The sequence below is a fragment of the Nakamurella deserti genome (assembly GCF_003260015.1).
In the GTDB taxonomy this organism is placed as follows: Bacteria; Actinomycetota; Actinomycetes; order Mycobacteriales; family Nakamurellaceae; genus Nakamurella; species Nakamurella deserti.
The window spans coordinates 819,661-845,772 of sequence record NZ_QCXS01000003.1 but is presented as its reverse complement, the minus strand read 5'-3'; the positions used below and the strand labels follow the sequence as shown (position 1 = coordinate 845,772).

The window sequence follows — 26,112 nt, the reverse complement described above, 5'->3', positions numbered from 1 at the left end:
CTCAGCCGCCGGCCACGCGGACGGTGATCCCGGCGGGTGGCGTGCTCCACGTGCACCGGCCGTCCGCGTCGACGGAGATGTCGATGTCCTCCCCGGCGATCCGCAGCCGCTGCACCCGGATCGCGCCGAGGCCGGGCGCCGGCGCCAGTTCGACGACGCCGGCGGGTACGTCCGGCCGGACGCCCAGGAAGCCCTGTACCACCATCACCGCGGCGGCCGCCGACCAGGCCTGTGGGCGGCAGGACGCCGGATAGGGCACCGGCACGGCGATCTCGGTTGCGCCGAAGCCCGCGTACAGCTCCGGGAACCGGTTCTCGAACGCCGCCCCCGCGGCGAGCAGCCCGTCGGCCAGCGCCGCCGCGGCGGCGGTGAGACCGGCCGACACGAGACCGTGGACGGCGATGGCGGTGTCGTGCGGCCAGACGGAGCCGCAGTGGTAGCTCAGGGGCGAGTAGCCGTCGGTCCGGTCGCTCATCGTGCGCAGCCCGAAGCCGCTGGACATGCTCGGATCCACGAGACGGGCCGCCACATCGGCGGCCTCGGCCGCCGACAGGATGCCGGTGGCCAGCAGATGTCCCATGTTCGACGCCGGGGCGTCGACCGCGACCTTGTCGCCGTCCAGGGCGATGGCCGGGTAGCGCCCGAGATCGTCGGACAGCCAGAACGTCTCGCGGAACCGGTCGGCGAGCGCCGCCGCCCAGGAACGCCACCGGGTGGCCCCCGGGCGGCCGAAGGCGTCGAGCAGGTCGGCCGCCTTGACCGCGGCCTCGTAGGCGTATCCCTGGACCTCGGCCAGCGCGATCGGGCCGTCGGCGACACGGCCGTCCCGGAACCGCACCGCGTCGCCGGAGTCCTTCCAGCCCTGGTTGGCCAGCCCGTGCCCGCTGCGGTCGATGTACTCGAGGAAGCCGTCACCGTCGGAGTCCCCGTGGTGCTCGAGCCAGCCCAGCGCGCGGTCGAGCGCCGGCAGCAGGCTCTCGACCTCGGCCGCCGGCAGCCCCCACCGCCAGGCGTCGGCGAGCAGGCAGATCCAGAGCGGGGTGGCGTCGATGGTGCCGTAGTAGAGCGCCGGCAGCACGGTGTCGCCGTGGGCGAACACCGAGCGCCGGACCTCGTGCGGGATCTTGCCGGGCTCCTCGGCGGTGGCCGGGTCGACGGCCGTGCCCTGGAGGGCGGCGAGCGTGCGCAGGGTGCCCAGCGCCAGGTCGGTGCCGGTGGGCAGCAGCATCCGCGCGGCCCACAGCGAGTCGCGGCCGAAGAGGGTCAGGTACCAGGGCGATCCGGCGGCCAGGAAGGTCTCGTCCGGGCGCCCGGCGGCGGCCATCTGCAACCCCTGCAGGTCGGCGAGCGAACGGGCCACCAGCGGGGCCAGCCGGCGGTCGTCGGCGGTGACGACCGGGGCGCGGACCACCCGGCGGCGGGCCGCCACCACGGCGGCCTCCGGGTCGTCGACCGTGAGTTCCCAGCCGACCGTCACCGACGAGCGGGCGGGGACGTCGGGGGTCCAGGACAACCGCAGGCCGGTGCCGGTGGGGTCGATCCGGGCGTCGGCCGCGGTCAGCACCGCGACCGCGCCGCCCGCGGTGAGGGTGACCCGGTCCCCGGTGACGTCGACGGCGACCGCGTCCGGGCGGCCGCCCATCTTGACCGTCTCGATGGGGGCCAGATCGGCGGCGACCAGCAGCGACACGGTCGGCCGGATCCCGGCGTCGGACTGGTTGACCAGGTGCAGCCGCTCGGCGCACCCGGCGGGCGTGACGGTGCGGGTCCGTCGGATCCACACCGTCGGATCGGCCCCGGGGTTCCCGAGATGCCGGACCAGCACGACGAACTCGGCGGAGTCGGCGCCGGGGGTGGCGGTGGCGATCGGTTCGCCGACGGCGCCGTCGACGGTCAGCTCGCAGCGGGAGATCCACCGCAGGTCGGCGGCGTAGACGCCCTGCGCTCCGGCCGGGCGGATGTCCCCGCCGGGGTCCGACAGTGCCACCACGGGCGCGGCGACCGAGGTCACGAGGTCGTGCAGCAGCGGTTGCCGGGGTGCGCCGGAAAGCGCCGGACCGGCATCGGTGCGGGGTGTCTCCAGCGACACGGTGGACCTCCGGGGGTGGGTGGGACGTCGGGTCAGCCTGCCAGTCGAGGCCCGGTCGGTTGACAGGCCGGGTGACGCGGCACACACTGCAGGTATCAATTTGAACGTTCGAACCGGATCTGTCCAGTCGGATTGGAACGATCAAAGTTCGGGTAGTCGAGATCAGCCGGGCACTGCCGCCCGGCGCGGACGATCGGGAGGTCGATGGTGAACGCCCGGTCCGCCGTACCCACCGACCCCGGGGCCGACGACGCCGCCTCCCGGCGGCCCACCATGAGCCAGGTCGCGGCGCTGGCCGGGGTGTCGGTCCAGACGGTCTCCAACGTGCTCAACACTCCCGGCATCGTCCGGCCGGAGACGGCGGCCAAGGTGCGCGACGTCATCCGCGAGCTGGACTACCGGCCCAACCACGCCGCCCGGCAGCTGCGGACCAAGCGCTCCGGCCTCATCGGCGTCCGGGTCGAGAGTGGTTCCACCGACGGCGTCTTCGACCGCTTCCTGCACGCGCTGACCGCGTGCGCCGCAGATCGGGACTACCGCGTGCTGCTCTACACCGCCCGGGACGACGATCAGGAGCTCGCCTCCTACGACGACCTCATGCAGCGCTGGGACCTCGACGGCTTCGTGCTGAGCCACACCCACGAAGGCGACCGCCGGGCGGCGCACCTGATGGAACGCGGCATCCCGTGCGTGTCGTTCGGCCGCGACTGGGATGGCGCCGGCACGCACCCCTGGGTCGACGTCGACGGCGCGCAGGGCACCCGGAAGGCCACCGGGCACCTCCTGGCGCAGGGCCACCGGCGCATCGCCTTTCTCGGCTGGCCGACGGACTCCCGCGTCGGCAACGACCGGCTCGCCGGGTACCGCGCCGCCATGCAGGCGGCGGGACTGCCCGACCTGCCGGTCGGACACTGCCGCAACGCCGTCGACGACGCCCGGCTGGCCGCCCACGACCTGCTGCGGCGCACCGACGCGACCGCGCTGGTCTGCGTGTCCGACCTGGTGGCGCTGGGCGCGCTGGCCGCGGTCCAGCTGCGGCAGGCCACTCCCGGGGCTCCCGCGGTCGAGGTGGTCGGCTTCGACGACACCGCCCTCGCCGAGGGCGCCGGCATCTCGTCGGTGGCCCAGCCGCTGACCGCGGCCGCCGAGCAGTCCCTGCGGCTGCTGATGGACCGCATCGACCGCCCGACCACCGTCGACCCGCCCACGCGCCTGCTGCTCGCGCCCGATCTGGTCGTCCGGACCCGCCGCACCCCGCCCTCCTGACCCCTTCCCGCACGGGCAGGTCACCGCCGACCGTCCCGCGTCCTCCCGTCCCGACCGAAGCGCTCCACCCGGGAACCCGTACCGGGAACCACACCCGGAACCCCCACCGAAGTCCCAGAGAAGAGGAACGACAACGATGTCCGTCCATCGCACCCGTACCGCCGTCATCGGCGCCGTCGGCGCACTCACCCTGCTGGCCGCCGCGGCGTGCAGCAGTGACACCGCCACCGGCGGCACCTCCTCGCCCGCCGCCGCCGCCACCTCCTCGGCGGCCGGCTCGGCCACCGGCAGCGAAGGTGGTGGCGGCAGCGAGGCGCCCGCCGCCGGCGGCGCGCAGCTGCAGCTGCTGTTCGGCAGCTCCGGCACCGCCGAGACCGACGCCCTCACCGAGGCCGCCGACGCCTGGGGGTCGGAGAACGACTCGACCGTCGAGGTCACCGCCGCCCAGGACCTGACCCAGCAGCTGGCGCAGGGGTTCTCGTCCGGCACCGCGCCGGACGTCTTCTACGTCGGCGCCGATCAGGTCGCCAACTACGCCAAGGCCGGCAACCTGCTGCCCTACGGGGACGAGCTGAGCAACGCCGACGACTTCTACCCGGTGCTCAAGGACGCCTTCACCTACGACGGCACCTTCTACTGCGCCCCGAAGGACATGTCCACCCTGGCGCTGTTCATCAACACCGACCTGTGGGCGGCCGCCGGTCTCACCGACGCCGACATCCCCACCACCTGGGACCAGCTCGCCACGGTCGCCGCGAAGCTGAACACCGGTGGCGCCGCCGGTCTGTCGGTCGCCCCCGAGCGGGACCGCGTCGACGCCTTCCTCGTGCAGAACGGCAGCTACCTGGTCGCCGAGGACGGCACGACGATCACCGCGAACGACCCGAAGAACGCCGAGGCCCTCGGCTTCGTCAAGAAGATGATCACCGACGGCGTGCTCAAGACCCCGGCGGAGCTCGACTCCGGATGGGCCGGTGAGGCGTTCGGCAAGGGCGCCGCGGCCATGACCATCGAGGGCAACTGGTTGCTGGGGGCGCTCAAGAGCGACTACCCGGACCTGAAGTACACCGTCGCCGAGCTGCCCGCCGGCCCGACCGGCACCAAGGGCACCCTGGTGTTCACCAACTGCTGGGGGATCTCGGCCACGACCCAGTTCCCGGAGCAGGCCAAGTCGTTCGTCGAGTACATGACGAGCACCGACCAGCAGATGGCCTTCGCCACCGCGTTCGGCGTCATCCCGTCGGTGGAGTCCGCGCAGGCCGACTACCTGTCGGAGTTCGCCGCCAACGAGCCGTTCGTCAAGGGTGTCGACTACGCCCGCGGGGTGGTCAACCTCCCCGGCATCACCGACGTCCTGGCCGATTTCAACTCCCAGCTGCAGGACCTGGCCAACGCCGACCCGCAGGCGATCCTGGATTCGGTGCAGGAGAACCTGACCGCAGCCGTCGGCGGCTGAGCCGACCGCACCCGCGGAACCTGCGGCGGCCGTCCGACGCCCGGACGGCCGCCGCACCTCCCCGCAGGACCCACCTTCCGCACGACCCCACCTCCCGACTCCGAGTGGAGCGATCGATGTCGATCACCCAGGGCATGGGCCCGGCGCAGGTCCCGGCCGCCGTCGCGACCGCCGACGGCGACGTGACCCCGCCGAAACGCCGACGGAGCGGCATCCGCGGCTCCGAGAACCGGGCCGGCCTGCTGTTCGCGGCTCCCGCGTTCGTGCTCATCCTGCTGTTCCTGATCGGCCCGGTGCTGCTCGCGTTGTGGGTGTCGCTGACCGACTGGTCCGGGAAGGGCTCGCCGCTGGGCGCCAACTTCATCGGCGCAAAGAACTACGACACGCTGCTCGGGTCCCCCAACCTGCAGCAGCGCGACCTCGCCACCGCGCTGCGCAACAACATGTACTACGTGCTGCTGGTGGTGCCGCTGCAGACCGTCCTCGCGCTGATCCTGGCGATGGCCATCAACCGACAGCGGCTGCGCGGGAAAGGCTTCTTCCGGACCGCGTTCTACTTCCCGTCGGTGACGTCGACGGTGGCCATCTCGGTGGTGTTCCTGTTCCTGTTCACCGCGTCCGGCGCGGTCAACAGCGTGCTCGCCTGGTTCGGGATCAACGGCCCCAACTGGTTCGCCGACCCCCGCGGTGTCGGGCACCTGATCCTGAGCGGCCTCGGCCTGGTCGACACCGCGAACCCGCCCGCGTGGCTCGCCGACCACGACTTCCTCGGCATCAGCTGGTTCCAGTGGATCGCCGGCCCGTCGGTGGCGATGTGCGCGCTGATCACGCTGGCCATCTGGACCACCGCCGGCACCTTCATGCTGATCTTCCTCGCGGCCCTGCAGGACATCCCGGCCGACGTCGAGGAGGCGGCGATGGTCGACGGGGCCAACCGCTGGCAGCGGTTCCGCAACGTGACCCTGCCGGCGCTGAAGCCCACGATGTTCCTGGTCATCACGCTGGGGCTCATCGGCACCTGGCAGGTGTTCGACCAGGTGTACCTGATGAGTCAGGGCAAGCCCTCCAAGACCACCCTGACCCCGGCCTACCTCAGCTTCCAGACCTCGTTCCAGGACGGGAAGTGGGGCCAGGGAACCGCGATCGCGTTCATCCTGTTCGTCATCATCATCGTGATGACGCTGATCCAGCGGTTCGTCATGCGCGACAGGGACTCCAGCCGCAAGCCCTGGTGGCGCCGCCGCCGGGAAGCCGCCCTCACCGGAAGCGACGTCTGATGGCCACCCGCACCTCCGAGCGTCCGTCGAAGGGCGCCGCCGGCCCGATCGAGCTGATTCCGGCGAAGAACAGCCGCGGTCGCTCCACCGCGCTGATCGTCTACCTGGTGCTGATCTTCTTCGCACTGCTGTACATCTTCCCGTTCCTCATCCAGATCGGGACGTCGTTCAAGTCCGACGCCGAGGCCACCGCCAGCCCGCTGAACCCGATCCCGATGGTGTGGCAGCTCGACGCCTACCGGACGCTGGCCGGACAGGACTTCCCGCGCTGGTTCCTCAACTCGGTCATCGTGTCGGTGTGCGTGACCGCCGGCCGGGTGTTCTTCGACTCGCTGGCCGGCTACGCGCTGGCGCGGCTGCACTTCTTCGGCCGTAAGGCCCTCGGCGGGGTCATCGTCAGCGTCATCGCCGTCCCCGGTGTGGTGCTGCTGATCCCGAAGTACCTGGTCCTCGTCGAGCTGCACATGTACAACACCTACGCCGGCATGATCATCCCGCTGATCGCCGACGCCGCAGGGGTTTTTATCATGCGGCAGTTCTTCCTCGGCATCCCCGCCGAGGTGGAGGAGGCGGCGCGCATCGACGGCGCCGGCACCTTCCGGCTGTTCTGGTCGGTGGTGCTGCCGATGGCGCGGCCCGCGGTCATCACCATCACCATCCTGTCGTTCCAGGCGTCGTGGAACGAGCTCGCACACTTCATCGTGTCCCGGCGCGACCCGGCGCTGAACACCCTGACCTCCGGCGTCGCGTCGCTGTCCAGCGGCGCCTACGGCTCCGGCAACCTGTTCCCGCTCAAGATGGCCGCGGCCCTGCTGATGACCATCCCGGTGGCGCTGGTGTTCTTCTCCTTCCAGCGGTACTTCGTCCGGGGGGCGGGCGCCGGCGCGGTCAAGGGATAACGGGTCGCGTCCGGGAGACCCGACCGGACAGACTGCGGGCATGGGTTCCCGGGAACGACTCGTCCGGTACTGGCCGCTGTTCGGGCTCGAGGTGCGAAGCCCCCGGCTGGTGCTCACGCCGGTCCGCGACGAGCACCTCCCGGACCTGATGGACGCCGAGCTCGCCGGCATCCACGATCCGGCCGAGCTGCCGTTCGACGTCCCGTGGTCGACGGCGCCACCGGACGAGCTGGTGCCCGGCTCGCTGCGGCACCTGTGGGGGCGCCGGGCGGCGACCACCGCCCAGCGGTGGGACCTGCAGTTCGCCGTGCTGCTGGACGGGGTGGCCATCGGCCTGCAGGACGTCCGGGCCGACGACTTCGCCGTCGTCCGTTCCGTCACCACCGGCTCCTGGCTGCGGCGCGACCGGCAGGGGAGCGGACTGGGCACCGAGATGCGCGCGGCCATCCTGCTGTTCGCCTTCGACCACCTCGGTGCCCGGCGGGCCGAGTCGGCCGCGTTCGCCGACAACGCACGGTCGCTTCGGGTCTCGGAGAAGCTCGGCTACGTCGGCAACGGCAGCCGGTTCCAGCAGCGCCGCCCGGGCGAGTCGGTGGAGAGCCACCTGCTGCTCGTCACCCCGGACACCCTGGTCCGGCCGGACTGGACGGTGCGGGTGCGCGGGCTCGCGGAGTGCCGCCCGCAGCTGGGGATCTGACCCCGCGCGCGCCACTACTGTCGGGACGTGCCGTCGCCCCGCAACCTGATCGCCGTCACCCCGGCACCGGCGCTGTTCCTGGTCTCCGGGTTCACCCAGTACTACGGCGCCGCGCTGGCCGTCGGCCTGTTCGTGCTGGCGCCGTCGGCGGTCGTGGGGTGGCTGCGGATCGTGGTCAGCGCGATCATCCTGCTGGCCTGGCGGCGCCCCTGGAAGCAGGGCTGGAGCCGCCGGGAGCTGCTCGCCTCGGCCGGGTTCGGAGTGGTGCTCGCCGCGATGAACCTCTGCTTCTACGTCGCCATCGAGCACCTGCCGCTGGGTACCGCGGTGGCCATCGAGTTCCTCGGACCGGTCGCGGTGGCCGCGATCACCGGCACCGGCTGGCGTGACCGGCTCGGGATCGCCCTGGCGCTGGCCGGAGTCGTGCTGCTGGCCGGCGTCAGCCTGGAGGGCGGCTGGACCACCTCGGTGGTGATCGGGCTGGTGGCCATCTTCGGGTCCGGCCTGTTCTGGGCGTTCTACATCATCCTCGGCCGCCGCATCGCCTCCACCCGCGACGGCATCACCTCCCTGAGTGTCGGGATGACCGCCGGCGCGCTGGTGTTCGCGCCGTTCTGCGTCTGGCAGGTCGGCGGCATCGTCTCCCACGGCCCGGCGCTGCTCGCCCTGGTCGGCATCGCGGTGCTCAGCTCGGTGATCCCGTACGCGATCGAACAGGTCGTGCTGCGCAAGGTCACCGCCGCCCGGTTCGCCATCCTGCTGGCGCTGCTCCCGGTGACCGCCGCTGTCACCGGCGCGGTGTTCCTGGCGCAGATCCCGCACGCCGCGGAGATCACCGGCATGGCGCTGGTCTGCGCGGCCATCGTCCTCAGCGCCCGCAAGTCCGGTGGGGAACTCGCCACCGGCTGACCTGCCGCCCCGAGGTTGTGAACGGCACCACACAACTTGTGGATCGTCGGTGAACGGCAGTAACTTCGGTACCGGTCAAGAGTTCCAGCACGCAGCTCCGGCTCGCTGGACAGCAACCCTCCGACGCGGCGGGGTGCTCCGGATGACGACCAGGCGACCGCATCCCGCGGAACCGCAAGCGCGGCCGACACGGCCCAGCACAGAACAGGCCGGATCCATGCACCAGCACCCCGCGCTCCCCGTGCGTGGTCTCTGCGCGTACCGGCGCCGGCACGTCGATCTCGGCCGGACCAGCTCGATGCTGTGTCGGGGTCCTGTTACCGCCTGACCAGGCCGACACCGCCCGCGGTGTCCCCTCCCCGTACCACGACGTCCGGTCCTCCCCGGACGCTCGCTCCCGGCGCCGTCGCACGGTGGCCGCCCGCTCCCCGCATCCCCCGGAACCCGGCACTCGCGCCGTTCCGGCCCAGAAAGGAACCCGTTGTGACGTCCGACGTGTCGAATACTCCCCGCTCGCGGGCACCGCGGCTCGGCCGCCGCCTCGGGGCGTTGGCCGCCGCCGCGGCCGTCGCCCTGGTGGCGGCGTGCGGTGGCTCCGACGGCACGTCGCCGGCCACCACCGCGGCCGGCTCGGCCTCGGCGCCGGGCACCCCGGTCACCGGCGGCACCCTCACCTATCTCGACAGCGCCGCCCACACCAACCTGTATCCGCCGTCCGGCGGCTTCTATCCCAACGGCGGCATCCTCAACCAGATCACCGACAAGCTGACGTACCAGAACCCCGAGACCCTCGAGATCGAGCCGTGGATCGCCGAGTCCTGGACCGTCAACGACGATCTCACCCAGTACACCTTCGTCATCCGGCCCGGCGTCACGTTCTCCGACGGCACCGCGCTGGACGCGCAGGCCGTCGCCGACAACTACGACACCTTCGGCCTGGGCAACCCGGACCTGAAGCAGCCCGTGTCGGAGGTGTTCAACAACTACGACCACAGCGAGGTCCAGGACGCCTCCACGGTGACGTTCTTCTTCAAGAAGCCGTCGCCGGGGTTCCTGCAGGGCACCGCGACGATCGGCGCGGGCCTCGTCTCGGCCGCCACGCTGGCCCGGCCGTACGAGGAGCTCGGTTCCGCGACGAACATCATCGGCTCCGGCCCCTTCACGGTCACCGGTGAGACCCTGGGCAAGCAGATCGACCTGAAGGTCCGCGAGGACTACAACTGGGCGCCGCCGAGCGCCGCCCACCAGGGCCGGGCCTACCTGGACGGCATCACGCTCATCGTGGCCGCCGAGGACAGCGTCCGGATCGGCTCGCTGCTGGCCGGCCAGGCCGACGCCATCCGCCAGGTCGAGGCCTACGACGAGCCGCAGATCACCGGGGCCGGACTCGCACTGCTGCGGGCCTCCACCCGCGGGGTGAACGACAGCATCGCGATCCGGCCGGACAACCCGTTGGTCGCCGACCTGCGCGTCCGGCAGGCGCTGCTCAAGGCCACCGACAGCGCCGAGGTCGTCAGCACGCTGCTCAGCGACAACTACCCGCAGGCCACCTCGGTGCTCGCCAAGGACGCCCCCGGCTACGTCGACCTGGCCGACAAGCTGACCTTCGATCCGGACGGCGCCAAGGCGCTGCTGGACGAGGCCGGCTGGGTCCCGGGAGCCGACGGCATCCGGGTCAAGGACGGGAAGCCGTTGGTGCTGAGCATCTACCACACCTACGTGCAGCCGCAGAACAAGCAGGTGCTGCAGCTGGTCTCGGAGCAGTGGGCCAAGGTCGGCGTGAAGCTCGAGGTGCTGCCCGGTGACGCCGGCAGCGTCGCCGCGGACAACCTCGACCCGGCCAAGACCCCGCTGCTGGTGGCGATGGTCGGCCGCGCCGACCCCGACGTCATCAAGAGCGGCTTCTACCCGAAGAACCGCGACTGGCTGCTGCAGGTCGGCGGCAGCAGCACCCTCGTGCAGAGCTACACCGACACCGAGCTGAACGGGCTGCTCGAGGCCCAGACCGCGGAGGTCGATCCGGCGAAGCGCCTCGAGATCATCGGCGACATCCAGAACCACGTGCTCGACCAGGCGCTGCTGATCCCGATCTTCGAGGAGCCGCAGATCTTCGCCGCCGGCACCTACGTCAACGGCCTGGAGTTCGAGGCCGTCGGCCGGCCCAGCTTCTACGACACCTGGCTCTCCGAGCGCTGACACCTGGCTCTCCGAGCGCTGACACCTGGCTCTCCGAGCGCTGATCCACCGTCCCGGGGCCGGCCCGCCCGGCCCCGGGACACCGCACCACACCGCTGACACCGTTGAGGATCCTCATGACGCGCTATCTGCTCGGACGGGCCGGTCAGGCCCTGCTCGTGCTGTGGGCGACCTTCACCGCGGCCTTCGTGCTGCTGCAGGCCCTCCCCGGTGACGCCCTGCTGATCAAGTTCCAGAACCCGGAACTGGGGCTCAGCCCGGAGCAGATCGCCGACATCCGGGTCTCCTACGGCGCCGACACCTCGCTGGTCACCCAATACCTGCACGCGCTGGGCAACTTCGTCACGCTCGACTGGGGCTACTCCATCCAGGCCGACGTGCCGGTGTCGCAGCAGTTGGCGACCAACATCCCGCCCACGTTGCGGCTGGCCGTCCTGGGGCTGGCGCTGGCCGTGGTGCTGGCCGTCGGGATCGCCGTGCTGGCCAACCTGTCGCCGTTCCGCTGGCTGCGGTCGTTGCTGGAATCGCTGCCGGCGCTGTTCATCTCGGTGCCGGTGTTCTGGCTCGGCATCATGCTGATCCAGCTGTTCTCGTTCCGGCTCAAGCTCATCCCGGTCATCAACCCGGGCTTCTGGGAGGGCCTGATCCTGCCGGTGCTGACGCTGGCGGTGCCGATCTCGGCGCCGCTGGCGCAGGTGCTGCTGCGCAGCATCGACGACGTGCGCACCCAGCCGTTCGTCACCGTCGCCCGGGCCCGCGGTGCCGGCGACGCCTGGGTGCTGACCCGGCACATCGGCCGCAACGCCGTGCTGCCCACCCTGACCATCGCCGGCATCCTGCTCGGCGAACTCATCGGCGGGGCGGCCATCACCGAGATCGTCTTCGGGCTCAACGGCATCGGCCAGATGACCGAGAGCGCGGTCCGCAGCCAGGACGCCCCGGTGCTGCAGGCCGTGGTGATGCTGTCCGCGGTGGTGTTCGTGCTGGTCAACCTGGTCGTCGACCTGCTGTACCCGGTGCTCGACCCGCGGCTGAAGTCGAAAGTGAGTGTCTGACATGGCCTTTCTGACCTCCGGCCCGGGCGGCGCCGGCGCACCGCTGGTGCTGGACTCCGACGCCGCACCGGTGACCCCGACCGCACCGGCCCCGCGGCGCCGGCGCGGTGCCCGCCTGGCCGACTGGCGCCGTTGGAGTCCCACGCTGGTCCTGGCCTGGCTCGTCGTCCTCGTCGTGCTGCTGTGGACCGTCGCGCCGGGCTGGTTCACCGACTTCAGCGCCACCTCCGGGGTGGCCCGGGAGAAGCTGCAGGCCCCGGGCGGCGCCCACCTGCTCGGCACCGACCAGCTCGGCCGGGACCTGTTCGCGCGCCTGGTGTACGGCTCCGTCCAGTCGGTCACCGGTGCGCTCGTGGCCGTCGGCGTCGGCCTGGTCGTGGGCACCCTCATCGGGTTGCTCGCCGGGTCGGTCGGCGGCTTCCTCGACGCGCTGCTGATGCGGGTGGTCGACGTGCTGCTGGCCATCCCCAGCCTGCTGCTGTCGCTGAGCATCGTCATCGTGCTGGGTTTCGGCACCGTCAACGCCGCCATCGCCGTCGGTGTCGCCGCCGTCGCCGCGTTCGCGCGGCTGACCCGCTCGGAGGTGCTGCGGGTGCGCCGGACCGACTACGTGGAGGCGGCCTTCGGCAGCGGCGGCACCTTCGGCAGCGTGCTGCGCCGGCACATCCTGCCCAACTCGGTGAGCCCGATCATCGCGCTGGCCGCCGTGCAGTTCGGTTCGGCCATCATGGCCATCTCGACGCTGGGCTTCCTCGGCTACGGCGCCCCGCCGCCCACCCCGGAGTGGGGCCTGCTGATCGCCGAGGGCCGCAACTACCTGGCCACCTCGTGGTGGCTGACCACCGTGCCCGGCGCCGTCGTGGTCGTCGTGGTGCTGGCCACCAACCGGATCAGCCGGTCGATCAACGGGAGCGCACGATGACGGCACCGGGGACACCCGTGCTGCGGTTGACCGACGTGTCGATCTCCTACCGGCACAGCGACTCACGCTGGCACCGGGCCGTGCACGACGTCAGCTGGGAGATCGCCCCCGGCGAGGTCACCGCGCTGGTCGGCGAATCCGGATCCGGGAAGTCGACCACCGCACAGGCGGTCATCGGACTGCTCGCCGACAACGGCCGGCTCGACGGCGGCCGGATCGAACTCCAGGGCACCGACATCGCCGGCTGGTCGCAGCGGCGACTGCGCGGCGTCCGCGGCGCCAAGGTCGGGCTCATCCCGCAGGATCCCGGCAGCTCACTCAACCCGGTGCGCACCATCGGCGCGCAGGTCGGCGAGGCCTTCCAGCTGCACGGCCGGATGCCGACGAAGCAGCGCACGGAACGGGTGCTGGAACTGCTGGCCCGCGTGGGGCTCTCCGATCCCCGGCTGCGCTACGGGCAGTACCCGCACGAACTCTCCGGCGGGATGCGGCAGCGGGTGCTCATCGCCGCCGCCATCGCCCTCCGGCCGCAGCTGATCATCGCCGACGAGGCCACCAGCGCCCTCGACGTCACCGTCCAACGACGAGTGCTGGACCTGCTGGACGACCTGCGCCGCGAGGACGGCACCGCCGTCCTGCTGGTCACCCACGATCTCGGGGTGGCCGCCGACCGCTCGGACCGGATCGTGGTGATGCGGCACGGCCGCGTGCAGGAGCAGGGCCGCACCGCCGACGTCCTCGCCCACCCCGAGAGTGGGTACACCGCACGGTTGCTCGCCGACGCGCCATCGCTGCACCTGCGGCAGGCCGTCAGCGTGTCGACCGCCGCCGCGGCGACCCCGGTGTCGGTACCGCCGGCCGACCGGCCCATCGCCGCCGAGGTGCGGCACCTGGTGCAGGACTTCGAGGTCGGCCGGGGACGGACCTTCCGGGCCGTGGACGACCTGAGCTTCGCCGTCCCGCGCGGGACCACGCACGCGATCGTGGGGGAGTCGGGGTCGGGCAAGACCACCACCGTGCGGGCGCTGGTCGGCTTCCGCAAGCCCACGTCGGGTGACATCCTCGTCGGCGGCACCGACGTCGGCGCTCTGGACCGGGCCGCGCTGCGGCGGTTCCGTCGCACCCTGCAGCTGGTCTCGCAGAACCCGTTCGCCTCGCTGGATCCCCGTCGCAGCATCGGCTGGATCGTCGGCGAGCCGCTGCTGAACTTCCCCGAGGTGCTCGGCGCGGACGGCGCCGGTACCGGCCGCGGCGCCGCGGCGGCCCGCAGCCGTCGCGTCGCCGCCCTGCTCGACCGGGTCGGGCTCCCCGCCGACGTCACCGACCGCACCCCGCGCGAGCTCTCGGGCGGGCAACGGCAGCGGGTCGCCATCGCCCGCGCACTCGTCCTGGAGCCCGACGTCGTCGTCCTGGACGAGCCCGTCTCCGCGCTCGATGTCACCGTGCAGGCGCAGATCCTGCGCCTGCTCGGCGATCTCCAGCGCGATCTGGGCCTGACCTACGTCTTCGTCTCCCACGACCTCGCCGTGGTGTCCACCATCGCCGACACCGTCACCGTGATGAGTGGCGGGCGGCAGGTCGAGAGCGGTGCGGTCACCGAGGTCTTCACCGACCCGCAGCACGACTACACCCGCGAGCTCATCCGGGCGATCCCCGGCGGCGGCCGCACCGCCTGAACCGGGCATGCGCCCACCCGCCACCCGACCAGAGAAGGAACCCGTGACCACCTCCTCCGACGACGTCATCGACACGTTGGCCGGCATCACCGCCGGCAGCCCCCTGGACGGCGTCCGCCGCGCCCGGCCGGACACCCGCTCGCACGCGCAGGCCGGCTACGACGAGCTGTTCACCGCCGCACCGGCCGGTCCGAGCGCGGCCGAACGGCAGGCGGTCGCGGCGTTCGTGGCCGTGCTGCACGCCGTCGACCCGGACAGCGACCCCGCCGCCGCGCACTACCGGACGCTGCTGGCCGCCACCGACGCCACCCTGGCCCACCGCATCGACCGGCTGGCCCGGGCCGCCCGCACGACCGGCCCGTACGGCGCCTACCCGGCCTCCACCGTGCTGGCGGCCGAGAACACCGACGGGCTCCGCTTCACCGTTCCCGGCGACGACCGGCCGCTGCTCGGCGAGCGCCTCGCCGCCGCGCTCGACCAGGCCCACCTGCTGGTGTTCCGCCCCCGGGAGGCCGGTGCCGACGACCTCGCCGCGCTGCAGCGGGCGGGTTGGGCGCCGACCGAGATCGTCACCGTCACCCAGCTGGTGGGCTTCCTGGCCTTCCAGCTGCGGCTCGTCACCGGACTGCGCACCCTGAAGGAACTGGTATGACCGAGACCCTGCCCTCCGCCGGAACCGTCGAGACCGCCGCCGCCCCGCGCCCGGAGCGGTTCACCCGCGCCGAGCTGGGCTGGGAGCCCTGGCTGGAGCCGCTGGCCGCCGACGACCTGACCGACGCGCACTGGCACGGCCTGGTCGAGCGGTCGCGGGTCAACAGCGACTACTTCCGGCTGCTGGTCCGCGACCCCGGCATCCTGCACGCCCGGACGAAGGCCGACTTCGACATCTTCCACAACCGGGCCGGCGGACTGCCGCGCGCCGAGCGGGAGCTCGCCGCGGCCGCCACCTCCCGGGTGAACGGCTGCATCTTCTGCGCGTCGGTGCACGCCCGGTTCGCCGCGCACTACGCGAAGGCTCCCGCTGACGTGCAGCGGTTGCTCGACGACGGCGTCGACGCCCCGCAGAGCGACCGCTGGCGCGCGGTGATCGCCGCCGCGGCCGCCGTCACCGCGACGCCGTCGGCCCTCACCGCCGACCACCTGCGGGCGCTGGCCGACACGGGCCTGGACCTGCTCGGGATCAGCGACGTGCTGCACTCGGCGGCGTTCTTCGGCTGGGCCAACCGGCTGATGCTGTCGCTGGGGGAGCCGTTCGGCGATGCCTGACGTGCTCTCCCGGGTCGGCGTCGAGCGGCCGCGCCGGTTCGGGCGGCCCACGCCCCGGGTCGGCGTCGTCGGCGCCGGACCGCGGGCCACCGCACTGCTGGAGCGGCTGGCGAGCTCGTTCGACGCGCTGTTGCCGGGCGGGGATCTCGACGTCGTCGTCATCGAGCCGAGCGAGCTCGGATCCGGCGTGGTGTGGCGGCGCGACCAGCCGCACGAGCTGTCGATGAACACCTTCGCCGGCGAGGTCACGCTGTTCACCGACGAGAGCGTGCTCTGCACCGGCCCGCGCCGGTTCGGGCCCACGCTCTACCAGTGGTGCCGGCTCACGCTGGGCGCCGACCTGGACCTGCAACCGCTGGGCGCCGACGGGCGGGCGACCTTTGCCGACGCCCCGGTGCCCGCGTGGATCCTCGCCGACCCGCAGCTGACGGCGGAGCTGCCCACGGTGCTGCCGTGGTCGCACCCCAGCCGCCGGCTCTTCGGGGCCTACGCGGCGTGGTGCTTCGAGCGGGTGCTGGCCACGCTGCCCGCCGGGATGCGGGTGCGGATCGTCCGCGACACGGTCACCGCGGTGACCCCGGTCGGGCCCGCGCACCGGCTGAGCCTGGCCGGCGGCGCCGACCTGGAGGTCGATGCGCTCGTCCTCAGCACCGGCTGGCTCGCCACCGGCCCGACCGCCGCCGACGCCGCCCTGGTGGCCGACCTCGCGGCCGCCGGGCTCCCCTGGGTGCCGCCGGGATCGCCCGCCGATCAGGACTTCTCGCGGCTCGCGCCGGGGGAACCGGTGATCGTGCGCGGTCTCGGCATGGGCTTCTTCGACGCGCTCGCTCTGCTCACCCTGGAACGCGGTGGCCGGTTCGAGCAGATCCCCGGCTCGCTGCGGCTGCGGTACGTCCCCAGCGGCCGGGAGCCGCGGCTGTTGGTCGGCTCCGGGCGGGGCGTGCCGTTCCGGTCCAAGCCCCGCTACGGGGCGCTGCCGCCCCGTTCGGAGCTGCGCTATCTGCGCGGCGCCGACGTGCTCGCGCTGCCGCGACCGGTCGACTTCACCGCCACCGTGTACCCGCTGGTCCTCAAGGACGCCGTCGACGCCTACTACCGGGCGCTGGCCCGGGTACGACCCGCCGCCTTCGCCGTCGCTCCCGAGACCCTCTGGGCGGCACTGGACGCCACCGACGACGTCCGGTCCCGCGAGTGGGCGGCGACGGTGGCCGCGGCCGTCCCCGACCCCGCCGACCGGCTGGAACTCGACGACCTCGTCGACCCGGCCCGCGGTCCGTTCGAATCGGTCGAGGAGTACCGCGAGTGGGTCCGCGGCTACCTGGTGCACGACCTCGACGAGGGCGCGCTGGGTGACCGCAGTCCGTTCAAGCTGGCCGCCTGGTCGATCGGGTCCGCCCGTGGGATCAGCGCGACGCTGGCCGCGCACGGCGGCCTCACGCCCCGGTCCTACGGCCGGTTCCGCCAGTTCATGGCGCTCGGCGGGATGCTCGGCAGCGGACCGCCGGCGTTCCGCAGCGAGCAGCTGCTGGCGCTGATCGACGCCGGCGTCATCACGCTGCTCGGGCCCGGCCTGGAGCTCGCCGTGGAGGACGATGAGCTGGTCGCGACGTCCACCCGCATCCCCGGGGCGCGGGAGACCGCCCGCGGCCTCGTCGACGCCTGGATGCACCTGCCCGCGGTGTCGCGGACCGAGGATCCGCTGATGCGGTCGCTGCGGGAGCAGGGACTGGTGCGCGGCTACACCGTCGGTGACGACGAGACCGGCCACCGCACCGATCGTTTCGACACGGTGCCGGGCAGCCGGCTCGTCGCCGCGGACGGGAGCACGTCCCCGACCCGCTACCTGCTCGGCATCCCCGCCGACGGGGTGGGGCCACCAACCGGGGCGAGTCCGCTGCCCGGCACCAACGCGCCGTTCCTGCGGGAGGTCGACAGCGTCGCCCGCAGCGTGCTGACGCTGGCGGCGGACCTCGCCGCCCGCGGCGAGACCCGGTACAGCGCATGACCCGGCGCGCGGTCCTGGTGGCCGGCGCGGCCGGTGGGATGGGCCGGGCCGTCGTCGCCGACCTGGCCCGGGACAGTGACGTGATCGCGGTCTGCCGCACGGCCGCCCAGCTGGACGGGGACGGATTCGCCTCGCCGGTCCGGGTGATCGCTGCCGACCTCACCGACGTCGAGGCCTTCCCGGGCCTGCTGGCCGGGCTCGACCGGCTCGACGTGCTGGTCCACGCGGCGGCCATCGCCGAGCGCTGGTCGGTCGCCGACGCCGACGCCGACGTCTGGCGGCGGCACCTGGAGATCAACGTGCTGTCACCGGCGCTGCTGACCCGGGCGGCGCTGCCACTGCTGCGGGCGGCCCAGGGACAGGTGGTGTTCCTCAACTCCGGGGCCGGCACCACCGCGCACCCGCACCACGCCGTCTACTCGGCCAGCAAATTCGCCCTGACCGCGCTGGCCGACGCCCTCCGCGGCGAGGAGGAGCCGTACCGCGTCCGGGTCGCCACCGTCGCTCCCGGGCCGACGCTGACGCCGATGGCCGAGAAGGACGCGGCGCGTAGCGGCCGGCCGCTGCGGGCCGCGGAGCTGATCGACCCGTCGAGTGTCGCCGCGGCCGTCCGGCTCGTCGTCGACGCGTCGGCCGACGCGCAGATCACCCACGTCGCGGTGCGACCCCGCGCCGAACTGCGCTGAGCGGCTCCCGATCGGACGTTCCCGCCGTGTCGCGTCGGGCACCATGGGCGGACACGACAGGACGGGGACGACAGTGCAGCCGCACGGATACACGGTGACCGACGTCGTCTGGGACGACCCGGACGCGGTCGCGCTCCGGGCCGTGATGGACGCCGAGCTCGCCGAGCGCTACCCGCAGTTCGGGTTCGACCGGGCCGACGCGATCCGGGGCTCGCTGGTCGTGGACCCGTCCGATGTGCTGGTCACCGCGCTGGTACGCGACGCCGCCGGGGAGGCCGTCGGGCACGCCGCGCTGCGCACCCACGACGGCGACCACGAGGTCAAGCGGGTCATCGTCCGCGGTGACCAGCGCGGCCGCGGCGTCGCCCGACTGCTGATGGACCGCGTCGAGCGGGCCGCCCGGGAGGCCGGCGCCGCCCGCGTGGTGCTGCACACCGGCCACAACCAACCGGAGGCGGTCGCGCTGTACCGGCGGCTGGGCTACACCCCGATCCCGCTGTACGAGCCGTACGCGACGGTGATGCCGGAGTCGTTCTGCTTCGAGAAGCTCCTCGACCCCGCCTGAGCGGCCCGACCGTGGACGACCTCACGGGTTCGTGCCTGTTCGACCCGTGCCGGCCCTGTCCGACCGGCACCTGACCGGGCCGCACGCGCCTCACCGGCCCGCACCCGCTGAGCGGGCCCGGCCGCGGGTGACCGGCCGGGTCAGCCCAGGTCGTCGGTGTCGAAGGTGTTGCAGGCGGCGGGGTCGCCGGTGCGGAAGCCGGTGGTGAACCACTTCTCCCGCTGGGCGGACGAGCCGTGGGTGAACGAGGACTCGTCGACCGTGCCGTTGCCGAGCTCGGACTGGATGTAGTCGTCGCCGATCTTGCCGGCCGCGTCCAGGGCCGCGGCGATGTCGGCGTCGGTGATCTCGGTGACCAGTACCTCGCCGCTGGCGTCCGGGACGGTGGTCGCGTGGTTGGCCCAGGCGCCGGCGTAGCAGTCGGCCTGCAGCTCCAGACGCACCGAACCCGACGCCGGACCGGCCTCCTGGCCCACCCGGGACGACGTCCCCAGGATGTTCTGCACATGGTGGCCGTACTCGTGCGCCAGCACGTAGGCCTGGGTGAACAGCTCGTCGTTGGCCTTGAACTGGGTCTTGAGCGTCTGGAAGAAGGTCAGGTCGACGTACACCTGCTGATCCGCCGGGCAGTAGAACGGCCCGACGCCGGAGGTCGCCGCTCCGCAGCCGGTGGTGACGTCGTCACGGAACCAGATGGTGTCCGCCTCGGTGTAGCTGGTGCCCGACGCCTGGAGCTCCGCGGTCCAGAAGCCCTGGACCGAGTTGATGATGGCCACCAGCGCGCAGTCGGAGTTGGCGTTGGCATCGGCGCCGGTGCGGCAGTTGGCCTCCAGCGAGCTGTTGTCGGCCTCCACCGGAGCGCCCGACCCGCCGCCCAGCATGTTCGACAGGATGTTGCCGCCGCCGCTCGCCGCGCCGCCGGTGCCGCCGCCGTTGGTGGAGCCGCCGCCACCGCTGAACATCTGCCAGAGCACGACGCCGATGACGACCAGCAGGCCGAGTCCGCCGCCCGCCTTGCCCAGGCCGCCGCCGCCGCGGCCGAATCCGCCGCCGCCGCCGAACCCGCCGCCGAACCCGCCGCCGAAGCCGCCACCGCCGCCCCGGCCGAATCCGCCGCCACCGCCACTGCGGCGGTCCTGCACCTGGGAGGTGTCCAGGCGCGCCCGGTCGTTGAACTTCATGGCAACTCCTCGAGATCGCGGCCGTTCGGCGACCTGGGGTCGCCGCGGGCCGTGCCGTGCAGCTGAGTCATACCCCCGGCCGGGTCCTCGCAGCGAAGGCGGTCCGACGTCACCGGAGTCACAGGAATTGCTCACTGCGCAAAGTTGCTCAGTGCGCAAGATCGAGGCAGGCTGGAGCCGTGGAGAGCATGACGGCCGGTTCGGGCCTGCGGGAGCGCAAGAAGGACGACACCCGGCGCGCCCTCGTCGACACCGCCTACCGGCTGACCCTCGACCGCGGCTACGACGGCTTCACCGTCGCCGACCTCGCCGAAGCCGTCGGCATCTCGCGCCGGACGTTCTCCAACTACTTCTCCAGCCGCGCCGAGTGCGTGCTGTCGTGGAACCTGATGCAGGCCGAGTTCGCCGTCGGCGAGCTGCTGGCCGCCGAGCCGGACGAGCCCATCCCGGCGCTCATCCGCCGGCTGCTGCAGCTGGTCACCGCCGACATGGACGGCCGGGCGGCCGACTTCGCCGCGGTGGTCGGCGCCCATCCCGAACTGCGCGCCGAAGCGGCCGTGGTCGACCAGAAGATGGCCACCATCCTCGCCGCCGGCATCGCCGGGCGGCTGGGCATCGACGCCGACGACGTGGTCGCGGAGTCGCTGAGCCTGTTCGCCCTCACGGCGTGCCGGGTCGTCACCGACCGGTGGCTGGCCGACGGCCGCCCCGGCGGCACGCCCGGCTTCACGGCCTCCCTCGAGCGCGTGTTCCTGATCCTGGATCCGGTCGCGCTCGACGCCCTGCGTCACCGTCCCTGATTCCGACCTGCCCGATCGTCCCCTGCTGAGGAGCACCTGACATGGCCGTACTGCTGTACCGACTCGGGCGCTTCGCCACCCGCCGCCGCGGCCTGGTGCTGGCCGTCTGGCTGGTCCTGCTGGCCGTGGTCGGCGGTACCGCCGGGCTCGCCGGCGGCAAGTTCAGCGATTCGTTCTCCATCCCCGACACCCCGGCGCAGAACGCGATCGATCAGCTGTCCGAGCGCATCCCGGGCGCCGGCGGCTCCACCGGCCGCATCGTCTTCGAGGCACCCGAGGGCCGCAGCCTGGCCGAGCCGGACCTCCAGGCGACCGTGCAGCGCATCGTGACCGCGGCGGTCGACCTTCCCGGCGTGATGGCCGGCACCGATCCGTACACCGGCCAGATCCTGCTTCCGGGCGGCACCGCGGCGCCGCAGAACCCGTCCGCCCAGCCGCAGCTCGCACCGCCGGCCGGCCGCATCGGGTTCGCCACCCTGCAGATGCAGGGTCAGGTGACCGAGGTGCCCAAGGAGACCCACGACGGACTGACCGCGCTGCGTGACAGCGCCGCCGGCACCGGGGTGCGGGTCGAGCTGTCCGGGGCCGCGGTGCCGCAGGCGCCCGCCATCGGCTCCACCGAGGGCATCGGCGTGATCGTCGCGCTGATCGTGCTGCTGATCATGTTCGGCTCGATCGTGGCCGCCGGGTTGCCCATGCTCACCGCGCTGATCGGTATCGGCATCGGTGTGTCCGGGGTGCTGATCGTCGCCAACGTCGTCGACATGTCGTCCACCGCCCCGATCCTGGCCCTGATGCTGGGACTGGCCGTGGGCATCGACTACGCGTTGTTCATCGTCAGCCGGCACCGCAAGCAGCTCGCCGCCGGCATGGAGGTGCACGAGTCCATCGCCCGCGCCAACGGCACCGCGGGTTCCGCGGTGGTCTTCGCCGGCCTGACCGTCATCATCGCGCTGGCCGCGCTCAGCGTCGTCGGGATCCCCTTCCTGACCGTGATGGGCGTCGCCGCGTCGCTCACCGTGCTGATCGCGGTGCTCATCGCCGTCACCATGCTGCCCGCGCTGCTGGCCTTCGCCGGGCCGAAGGTGCTCGGCCGCAAGCAGCGTGAGCTGATGAACCTCGGGCGGCACGCCGTCGAGCGCCGCGAGCAGGCCGACCCGGACCGGGCCAACCGCTGGGGCCGGTTCGTCACCAGGTACCCGGCGCTGGTGCTGATCGTGGGCATCCTCGGGCTCGGGGCGGCGGCCATCCCCACCACCCAGCTGCACCTCGGGTTGCCCGACGACGGCTCCAAGCCGCTGGACTCCACGGCCCGGCAGGCCTACGACCTGCTCGCCGAGGGCTTCGGCGCCGGCGTCAACGGCACCATCATCGTCACCGTCGGCGCGTCCGACGCGGCGCAGCTGCAGCCGGCGATCGGTGCCACCGTGCAGGCCGTCCAGGGCACCGGAGACACCCTCGCGGTGACGCCGTTCGCCCAGGCGGCCGACGGCACGTTCGCCGCGATCAACGTGGTGCCGAAGTCCGCGCCCGGCGCCACCGAGACCGAGGACCTGGTGCACGCGATCCGCGATTCCGCCGACGGCATCGCCGCGAGCACCGGCGCGACCATCCAGGTCACCGGGCAGACCGCCCTGGGCATCGACGTCTCCGAGAAGCTCGCGTCGGCGCTTCCCGTCTACCTGGTCATCGTGGTGGGCCTGGCGCTGGTGCTGCTGATGCTGGTCTTCCGGTCGATCGTGGTGCCGGTCAAGGCGGCGCTGGGCTTCCTGCTGTCCGTCGGCGCCTCCTTCGGTGCGGTCGTCGCCATCTTCCAGTGGGGCTGGTTCGGCATCGTCGAGACGCCGTCCAACATCGTGTCGTTCCTGCCGATCCTGCTGATCGGTGTGCTGTTCGGCCTGGCCATGGACTACGAGGTGTTCCTGGTGGCCGGCATGCGCGAGTCGTTCGTGCACGGCGAGGACCCGAAGGCGGCGGTCCGCAGCGGCTACGCCCACGGCTCCCGGGTGGTCATCGCCGCGGCGATCATCATGACCAGCGTGTTCGCCGGCTTCATCCTGGCGCCCGACTCGATCATCGCCTCGATCGGCTTCGCGCTCGGCATCGGCGTGCTGTTCGACGCGTTCGTCGTCCGGATGACCCTGGTGCCGGCACTGATGACGTTGCTGGGCCGGGTCGCCTGGTACCTGCCGTCGTGGCTGCAGAAGTCGCTGCCCAACGTCGACATCGAGGGGGAGCAGCTGTTGAAGCAGCTCGACGCCGCGGAGCCGGCCGGCGAGCCGGAGACCGTCCGGGTGTGAGTCGCCGGCGACCGCCCCACGGGGCGGTCGCCGGCCGCCGTCGCCCGCGTCGGACCGTTCGGGGGTCGGACGCGGGGACCGTACACTTTCCCGCGGAGGCGTGTCCGAGCGGCCGAAGGAAGCCGCCTTGAAAGCGGCCAGGGCTAACACCCTCGGGGGTTCAAATCCCTCCGCCTCCGCCAACTCCCCGTACGGTCCGCGGTCGCCCGGTCCGCGCCCGGGCTCCTGTTCGGGTACGGGCTCGGTAAACGTTCGGTAAAGATCACACGGCCCGGCGGGAACTCCGCTGCGGCGCGGGTAGTTCAGCTGTCGGTAGACCACACCGACACGAAAGCCCCGATGACACCCGATCGACGTGACCGCCGACCGAAGCACCACCGCACCGCCACCGGGCTCCCGGCGTGATCTGGCCCCTCTCCACCCTGCTCGGCCTGATCATCGTGCTGGTGATCTCCGCGGCCACCGCGTACTTCGTGGCCCAGGAGTTCGCCTACATGTCGGTGGACCGCTCCCGGCTCAAGGCCGCGGCCGCCGCCGGTGACGCCGGAGCCGGACGCGCGCTGGCCGTCACCCGTCGCACGTCGTTCATGCTCTCCGGCGCCCAGCTCGGGATCACCGTCACGGGCCTGCTCGTCGGGTACGTCGCCGAGCCGCTCATCGGGGAGGCCATCGGCGAAGCCCTCGGCGGCGTGGCCGTCCCGACCGCCGTCGGCATCACCGTCGGCACCGTGCTGGCGTTGCTGTTCTCCACCTTCGTCCAGATGCTGCTGGGTGAGCTGTTCCCCAAGAACCTGGCCATCGCCCGGCCCGAGCCGATCGCGATCGCACTGTCCCGCTCCACGGCGATCTACCTGAAGCTGTTCGGCTGGCTCATCACCGTCTTCGACCACGCGTCCAACCTGTTGCTGAAGGCGCTGCGGATCGAGCCCGTGCACGACGTGGAGCACTCCGCGACCCAGCGCGACCTCGAACACATCGTCGCCGAGTCGCGGGAGAGCGGTGACCTGCGGCCGGAGATGTCGGCGCTGATCTCCCGCATCCTCGAGTTCCCCGAGCGGACCGTCGACCACGCCATGGTGCCGCGGGCCCGGGCCGGTGTGCTGCGCCCCGACGCCACCCTCGGCGAGGTACGCGAACTGATGCGGCACGGCCACTCCCGCTACCCCGTGCTCGACGACGACGAGGCCGTCCTGGGTGTCGTGCACCTGTCCGACGTGCTCACCGCGCCGACCGGTGGACACGGCAACGACAGCCCGGCGGTCGGGGTGATGCGGCCGCCGCTGCTGGTCCCCACCTCGATGCGCCTGCCCGACGCGCTCGACGCCCTGGTGTCCAGCCGCAGCCAGCTGGCCTGCGTGCTCGACGAGTACGGCGGCTTCGCCGGGGTCCTCGCCGCTGAGGACCTGGCCGAGGAACTGGTCGGCGAGATCGACGACGAGCACGACCCCGAGACGGTCGTCACCCCCGACCGCGCCTCCGGCGGCGAACCGACCTGGACGTTGCCGGCGGACCTGCCGCTGGACGAACTGGCGCGGCTGATCGGCCGGGTGCTGCCGACCGGCGACCACGAGACGGTGTCGGGTCTGGCCATCGCCGGGCACGGCACGTTCCCGGCGGTGGGCGACCGGATCAGGGTGGCGCTGCCACCGGACCCGGCCGCCTACGCGGTGGACGACGAGCCGCCGCCGGAGCTCCTGGAGTTGGAGATCCTGGCCATCGACCGCACGGTCCCCTCGCTGGTCCGGGTCACCCTGGAGCCCACCGGTCCCGGCTCGGGGCGCGCTGACGTCACCCGCACCACCCCCACCGGAGCGCAGCGATGAGCAACCCCTGGATCGTGGTGGCGGCGACCGTCGCCATCATCGCGCTGAGCGCGTTCTTCGTGGCCGTGGAGTTCGCGCTGCTGGCGGCGAAGCGGCACCGCCTCGAGGACGCCGCCGTCACCAGCCGGTCCGCGCGGGCCGCGTTGCGCAGCTCCGCGGAGTTGACCGTGGTGCTGGCCGGCTCCCAGCTGGGCATCACCGCCTGCACGCTCGCGCTGGGGGCCGTCACCAAGCCGGCGGTCCAGTACGCACTCGCCCCGGCCCTGACCGGGCTGGGCCTGGCGGTGTGGGTGGCCGACGTGCTGGCCTTCGTGCTCGCGCTCGTCGTGGTGACGTTCCTGCACCTGGTGATCGGCGAGATGGCGCCCAAGTCGTGGGCGATCGCGCACCCCGAGCGGTCGTCGATCCTGTTGGCCGTGCCGATGCGCGCCTTCATGGTCGTCTTCCGGCCGGTGCTCGTGCTGCTCAACCGGATGGCCAACTGGTGCGTGCGCAAGGTCGGCGTCGAGCCGGTCGAGTCGGCCGCCGGCGGGCAGGACCCCCGGGCACTGCGGCAGCTCGTCGAGCACTCGACGTCCGTCGGGGCACTGGACGTGTCGTACTACCAGCAGATCTCGGGCGCACTGGACCTCGAGGACGCCGTCATCGGCGACCTCACCCGGCCCGGCCGCACCCCCACCTCGGTGTCCGAGGGGGCGACCGTCCACGACGTCCAGGACGCCGCCCGCCGCTCCGGCCATCTGCGGATCCTGGTGACCACCCCGGGTGCCGGACCGACCGGAGTGGTGCACGTCCGCGACACCCTGCTCGACGCCGCCGACGCCCCGGCCGCCGTGCACCAGCGGCCGGTGTTCACCCTGGACGCGCGGACCCCGCTGTCGGAGGGCCTGGAGACCATGCGGCGTACCCGCAACCACCTGGCCGTGGTCACCGAGCAGGGGACGTTCCGCGGTGTGGTCACGCTGGCCGACGTGCTGCGGACGCTGTTCCCGGACGCCGCCGGCCCGGCGCGTGAGGTGGTGCGGACCGGCTGATCTCTGCGCC

21 protein-coding genes, 1 tRNA gene and 1 riboswitch are annotated in these 26,112 nt (G+C 72.6%); of the genes, 20 read left to right on the top strand and 2 right to left on the bottom strand.

Annotation, left to right across the window (positions count from 1 at the left end; translation table 11 throughout):
• Position 1: 1 nt before the first annotated feature.
• Entirely contained in the window at positions 2-2,089 is a 2,088-nt protein-coding gene (locus tag DB033_RS17140) for an amylo-alpha-1,6-glucosidase (protein WP_205843966.1), read from the bottom strand.
• A gap of 204 nt (positions 2,090-2,293) precedes the next feature.
• Between DB033_RS17140 and DB033_RS17135 the strand changes: the two genes are divergently transcribed.
• From DB033_RS17135 to DB033_RS17065, 15 genes are all read left to right on the top strand, one after another.
• Complete coding sequence (locus DB033_RS17135; RefSeq protein ID WP_111768070.1) at positions 2,294-3,355, top strand: LacI family DNA-binding transcriptional regulator; 1,062 nt, start codon at positions 2,294-2,296, stop codon at positions 3,353-3,355.
• Between the two features lie 136 nt (positions 3,356-3,491).
• Positions 3,492-4,811 (top strand): sugar ABC transporter substrate-binding protein, encoded by a 1,320-nt coding sequence (locus tag DB033_RS17130; RefSeq protein ID WP_111768069.1) that lies wholly within the window; start codon positions 3,492-3,494, stop codon positions 4,809-4,811.
• 116 nt (positions 4,812-4,927) lie between these two features.
• Entirely contained in the window at positions 4,928-6,088 is a 1,161-nt protein-coding gene (locus DB033_RS17125; RefSeq protein ID WP_205843965.1) for a carbohydrate ABC transporter permease, read from the top strand.
• Positions 6,088-6,987 carry a carbohydrate ABC transporter permease gene (locus DB033_RS17120; protein WP_111768068.1) on the top strand — a complete coding sequence of 300 codons (900 nt, stop codon included), beginning with the start codon at positions 6,088-6,090 and terminating at the stop codon, positions 6,985-6,987. Before DB033_RS17125 ends, DB033_RS17120 begins: the two co-directional genes overlap by 1 nt.
• A gap of 40 nt (positions 6,988-7,027) precedes the next feature.
• On the top strand, positions 7,028-7,684 hold the full coding sequence (locus DB033_RS17115) for a GNAT family N-acetyltransferase (RefSeq protein WP_111768067.1): 657 nt from the start codon (positions 7,028-7,030) through the stop codon (positions 7,682-7,684).
• A 27-nt stretch (positions 7,685-7,711) separates the two neighbouring features.
• Positions 7,712-8,593, top strand: a complete 882-nt coding sequence (locus tag DB033_RS17110) for an EamA family transporter (protein ID WP_240615953.1) — start codon at positions 7,712-7,714, stop codon at positions 8,591-8,593.
• Between the two features lie 73 nt (positions 8,594-8,666).
• A riboswitch (SAM riboswitch) is annotated at positions 8,667-8,780 on the top strand.
• A 389-nt stretch (positions 8,781-9,169) separates the two neighbouring features.
• Positions 9,170-10,789: a TIGR04028 family ABC transporter substrate-binding protein gene (locus DB033_RS17105; protein ID WP_420814087.1), complete on the top strand. Its 1,620-nt coding sequence runs from the start codon at positions 9,170-9,172 to the stop codon at positions 10,787-10,789.
• Positions 10,790-10,905: 116 nt separating this feature from the next.
• The gene (locus DB033_RS17100; protein ID WP_111768066.1) at positions 10,906-11,844 is read left to right on the top strand and encodes an ABC transporter permease; all 939 of its coding nucleotides are present in this window, start codon (positions 10,906-10,908) and stop codon (positions 11,842-11,844) included.
• A 1-nt stretch (position 11,845) separates the two neighbouring features.
• The gene (locus tag DB033_RS17095; RefSeq protein ID WP_111768065.1) at positions 11,846-12,766 is read left to right on the top strand and encodes an ABC transporter permease; all 921 of its coding nucleotides are present in this window, start codon (positions 11,846-11,848) and stop codon (positions 12,764-12,766) included.
• Entirely contained in the window at positions 12,763-14,442 is a 1,680-nt protein-coding gene (locus DB033_RS17090; RefSeq protein ID WP_111768064.1) for a dipeptide ABC transporter ATP-binding protein, read from the top strand. The genes DB033_RS17095 and DB033_RS17090 overlap by 4 nt, the downstream gene beginning before the upstream one ends.
• A 43-nt stretch (positions 14,443-14,485) precedes the next feature.
• On the top strand, positions 14,486-15,094 hold the full coding sequence (locus DB033_RS17085; RefSeq protein WP_205843963.1) for a CMD domain protein: 609 nt from the start codon (positions 14,486-14,488) through the stop codon (positions 15,092-15,094).
• Positions 15,091-15,708 carry an alkylhydroperoxidase domain protein gene (locus DB033_RS17080; protein WP_111768062.1) on the top strand — a complete coding sequence of 206 codons (618 nt, stop codon included), beginning with the start codon at positions 15,091-15,093 and terminating at the stop codon, positions 15,706-15,708. Before DB033_RS17085 ends, DB033_RS17080 begins: the two co-directional genes overlap by 4 nt.
• On the top strand, positions 15,701-17,713 hold the full coding sequence (locus tag DB033_RS17075; protein ID WP_111768061.1) for an FAD/NAD(P)-binding protein: 2,013 nt from the start codon (positions 15,701-15,703) through the stop codon (positions 17,711-17,713). The genes DB033_RS17080 and DB033_RS17075 overlap by 8 nt, the downstream gene beginning before the upstream one ends.
• The gene (locus DB033_RS17070; protein ID WP_111768060.1) at positions 17,710-18,399 is read left to right on the top strand and encodes an SDR family oxidoreductase; all 690 of its coding nucleotides are present in this window, start codon (positions 17,710-17,712) and stop codon (positions 18,397-18,399) included. The genes DB033_RS17075 and DB033_RS17070 overlap by 4 nt, the downstream gene beginning before the upstream one ends.
• A 94-nt stretch (positions 18,400-18,493) precedes the next feature.
• Positions 18,494-18,964, top strand: coding sequence for a GNAT family N-acetyltransferase (locus DB033_RS17065; protein ID WP_205843962.1), 471 nt, complete (start codon positions 18,494-18,496; stop codon positions 18,962-18,964).
• A gap of 140 nt (positions 18,965-19,104) precedes the next feature.
• Here the strand turns inward: DB033_RS17065 and ypfJ are convergent, their stop codons facing one another.
• Positions 19,105-20,145 (bottom strand): KPN_02809 family neutral zinc metallopeptidase, encoded by a 1,041-nt coding sequence (gene ypfJ / locus DB033_RS17060; RefSeq protein WP_111768058.1) that lies wholly within the window; start codon positions 20,143-20,145, stop codon positions 19,105-19,107.
• A 188-nt stretch (positions 20,146-20,333) separates the two neighbouring features.
• Between ypfJ and DB033_RS17055 the strand changes: the two genes are divergently transcribed.
• From DB033_RS17055 to DB033_RS17035, 5 genes are all read left to right on the top strand, one after another.
• Entirely contained in the window at positions 20,334-20,945 is a 612-nt protein-coding gene (locus tag DB033_RS17055) for a TetR/AcrR family transcriptional regulator (RefSeq protein ID WP_111768057.1), read from the top strand.
• A gap of 41 nt (positions 20,946-20,986) precedes the next feature.
• On the top strand, positions 20,987-23,245 hold the full coding sequence (locus DB033_RS17050; protein ID WP_111768056.1) for an MMPL family transporter: 2,259 nt from the start codon (positions 20,987-20,989) through the stop codon (positions 23,243-23,245).
• 94 nt (positions 23,246-23,339) lie between these two features.
• Positions 23,340-23,427: transfer RNA gene (locus tag DB033_RS17045), tRNA-Ser, on the top strand.
• A 219-nt stretch (positions 23,428-23,646) separates the two neighbouring features.
• Positions 23,647-25,068, top strand: a complete 1,422-nt coding sequence (locus DB033_RS17040; protein WP_205843961.1) for a hemolysin family protein — start codon at positions 23,647-23,649, stop codon at positions 25,066-25,068.
• Positions 25,065-26,102 carry a CNNM domain-containing protein gene (locus tag DB033_RS17035; protein WP_111768055.1) on the top strand — a complete coding sequence of 346 codons (1,038 nt, stop codon included), beginning with the start codon at positions 25,065-25,067 and terminating at the stop codon, positions 26,100-26,102. Before DB033_RS17040 ends, DB033_RS17035 begins: the two co-directional genes overlap by 4 nt.
• Positions 26,103-26,112 lie beyond the last annotated feature (10 nt).

Coding starts and splice junctions, on each gene's coding strand:
- DB033_RS17135 (WP_111768070.1), top strand. CDS start 2,294: ATGGTGAACGCCCGGTCCGCCGTACCCACCGACCCCGGGGCCGACGAC.
- DB033_RS17130 (WP_111768069.1), top strand. CDS start 3,492: ATGTCCGTCCATCGCACCCGTACCGCCGTCATCGGCGCCGTCGGCGCA.
- DB033_RS17125 (WP_205843965.1), top strand. CDS start 4,928: ATGTCGATCACCCAGGGCATGGGCCCGGCGCAGGTCCCGGCCGCCGTC.
- DB033_RS17120 (WP_111768068.1), top strand. CDS start 6,088: ATGGCCACCCGCACCTCCGAGCGTCCGTCGAAGGGCGCCGCCGGCCCG.
- DB033_RS17115 (WP_111768067.1), top strand. CDS start 7,028: ATGGGTTCCCGGGAACGACTCGTCCGGTACTGGCCGCTGTTCGGGCTC.
- DB033_RS17100 (WP_111768066.1), top strand. CDS start 10,906: ATGACGCGCTATCTGCTCGGACGGGCCGGTCAGGCCCTGCTCGTGCTG.
- DB033_RS17095 (WP_111768065.1), top strand. CDS start 11,846: ATGGCCTTTCTGACCTCCGGCCCGGGCGGCGCCGGCGCACCGCTGGTG.
- DB033_RS17090 (WP_111768064.1), top strand. CDS start 12,763: ATGACGGCACCGGGGACACCCGTGCTGCGGTTGACCGACGTGTCGATC.
- DB033_RS17080 (WP_111768062.1), top strand. CDS start 15,091: ATGACCGAGACCCTGCCCTCCGCCGGAACCGTCGAGACCGCCGCCGCC.
- DB033_RS17075 (WP_111768061.1), top strand. CDS start 15,701: ATGCCTGACGTGCTCTCCCGGGTCGGCGTCGAGCGGCCGCGCCGGTTC.
- DB033_RS17070 (WP_111768060.1), top strand. CDS start 17,710: ATGACCCGGCGCGCGGTCCTGGTGGCCGGCGCGGCCGGTGGGATGGGC.
- ypfJ (WP_111768058.1), bottom strand. CDS start 20,145: ATGAAGTTCAACGACCGGGCGCGCCTGGACACCTCCCAGGTGCAGGAC.
- DB033_RS17055 (WP_111768057.1), top strand. CDS start 20,334: ATGACGGCCGGTTCGGGCCTGCGGGAGCGCAAGAAGGACGACACCCGG.
- DB033_RS17050 (WP_111768056.1), top strand. CDS start 20,987: ATGGCCGTACTGCTGTACCGACTCGGGCGCTTCGCCACCCGCCGCCGC.
- DB033_RS17035 (WP_111768055.1), top strand. CDS start 25,065: ATGAGCAACCCCTGGATCGTGGTGGCGGCGACCGTCGCCATCATCGCG.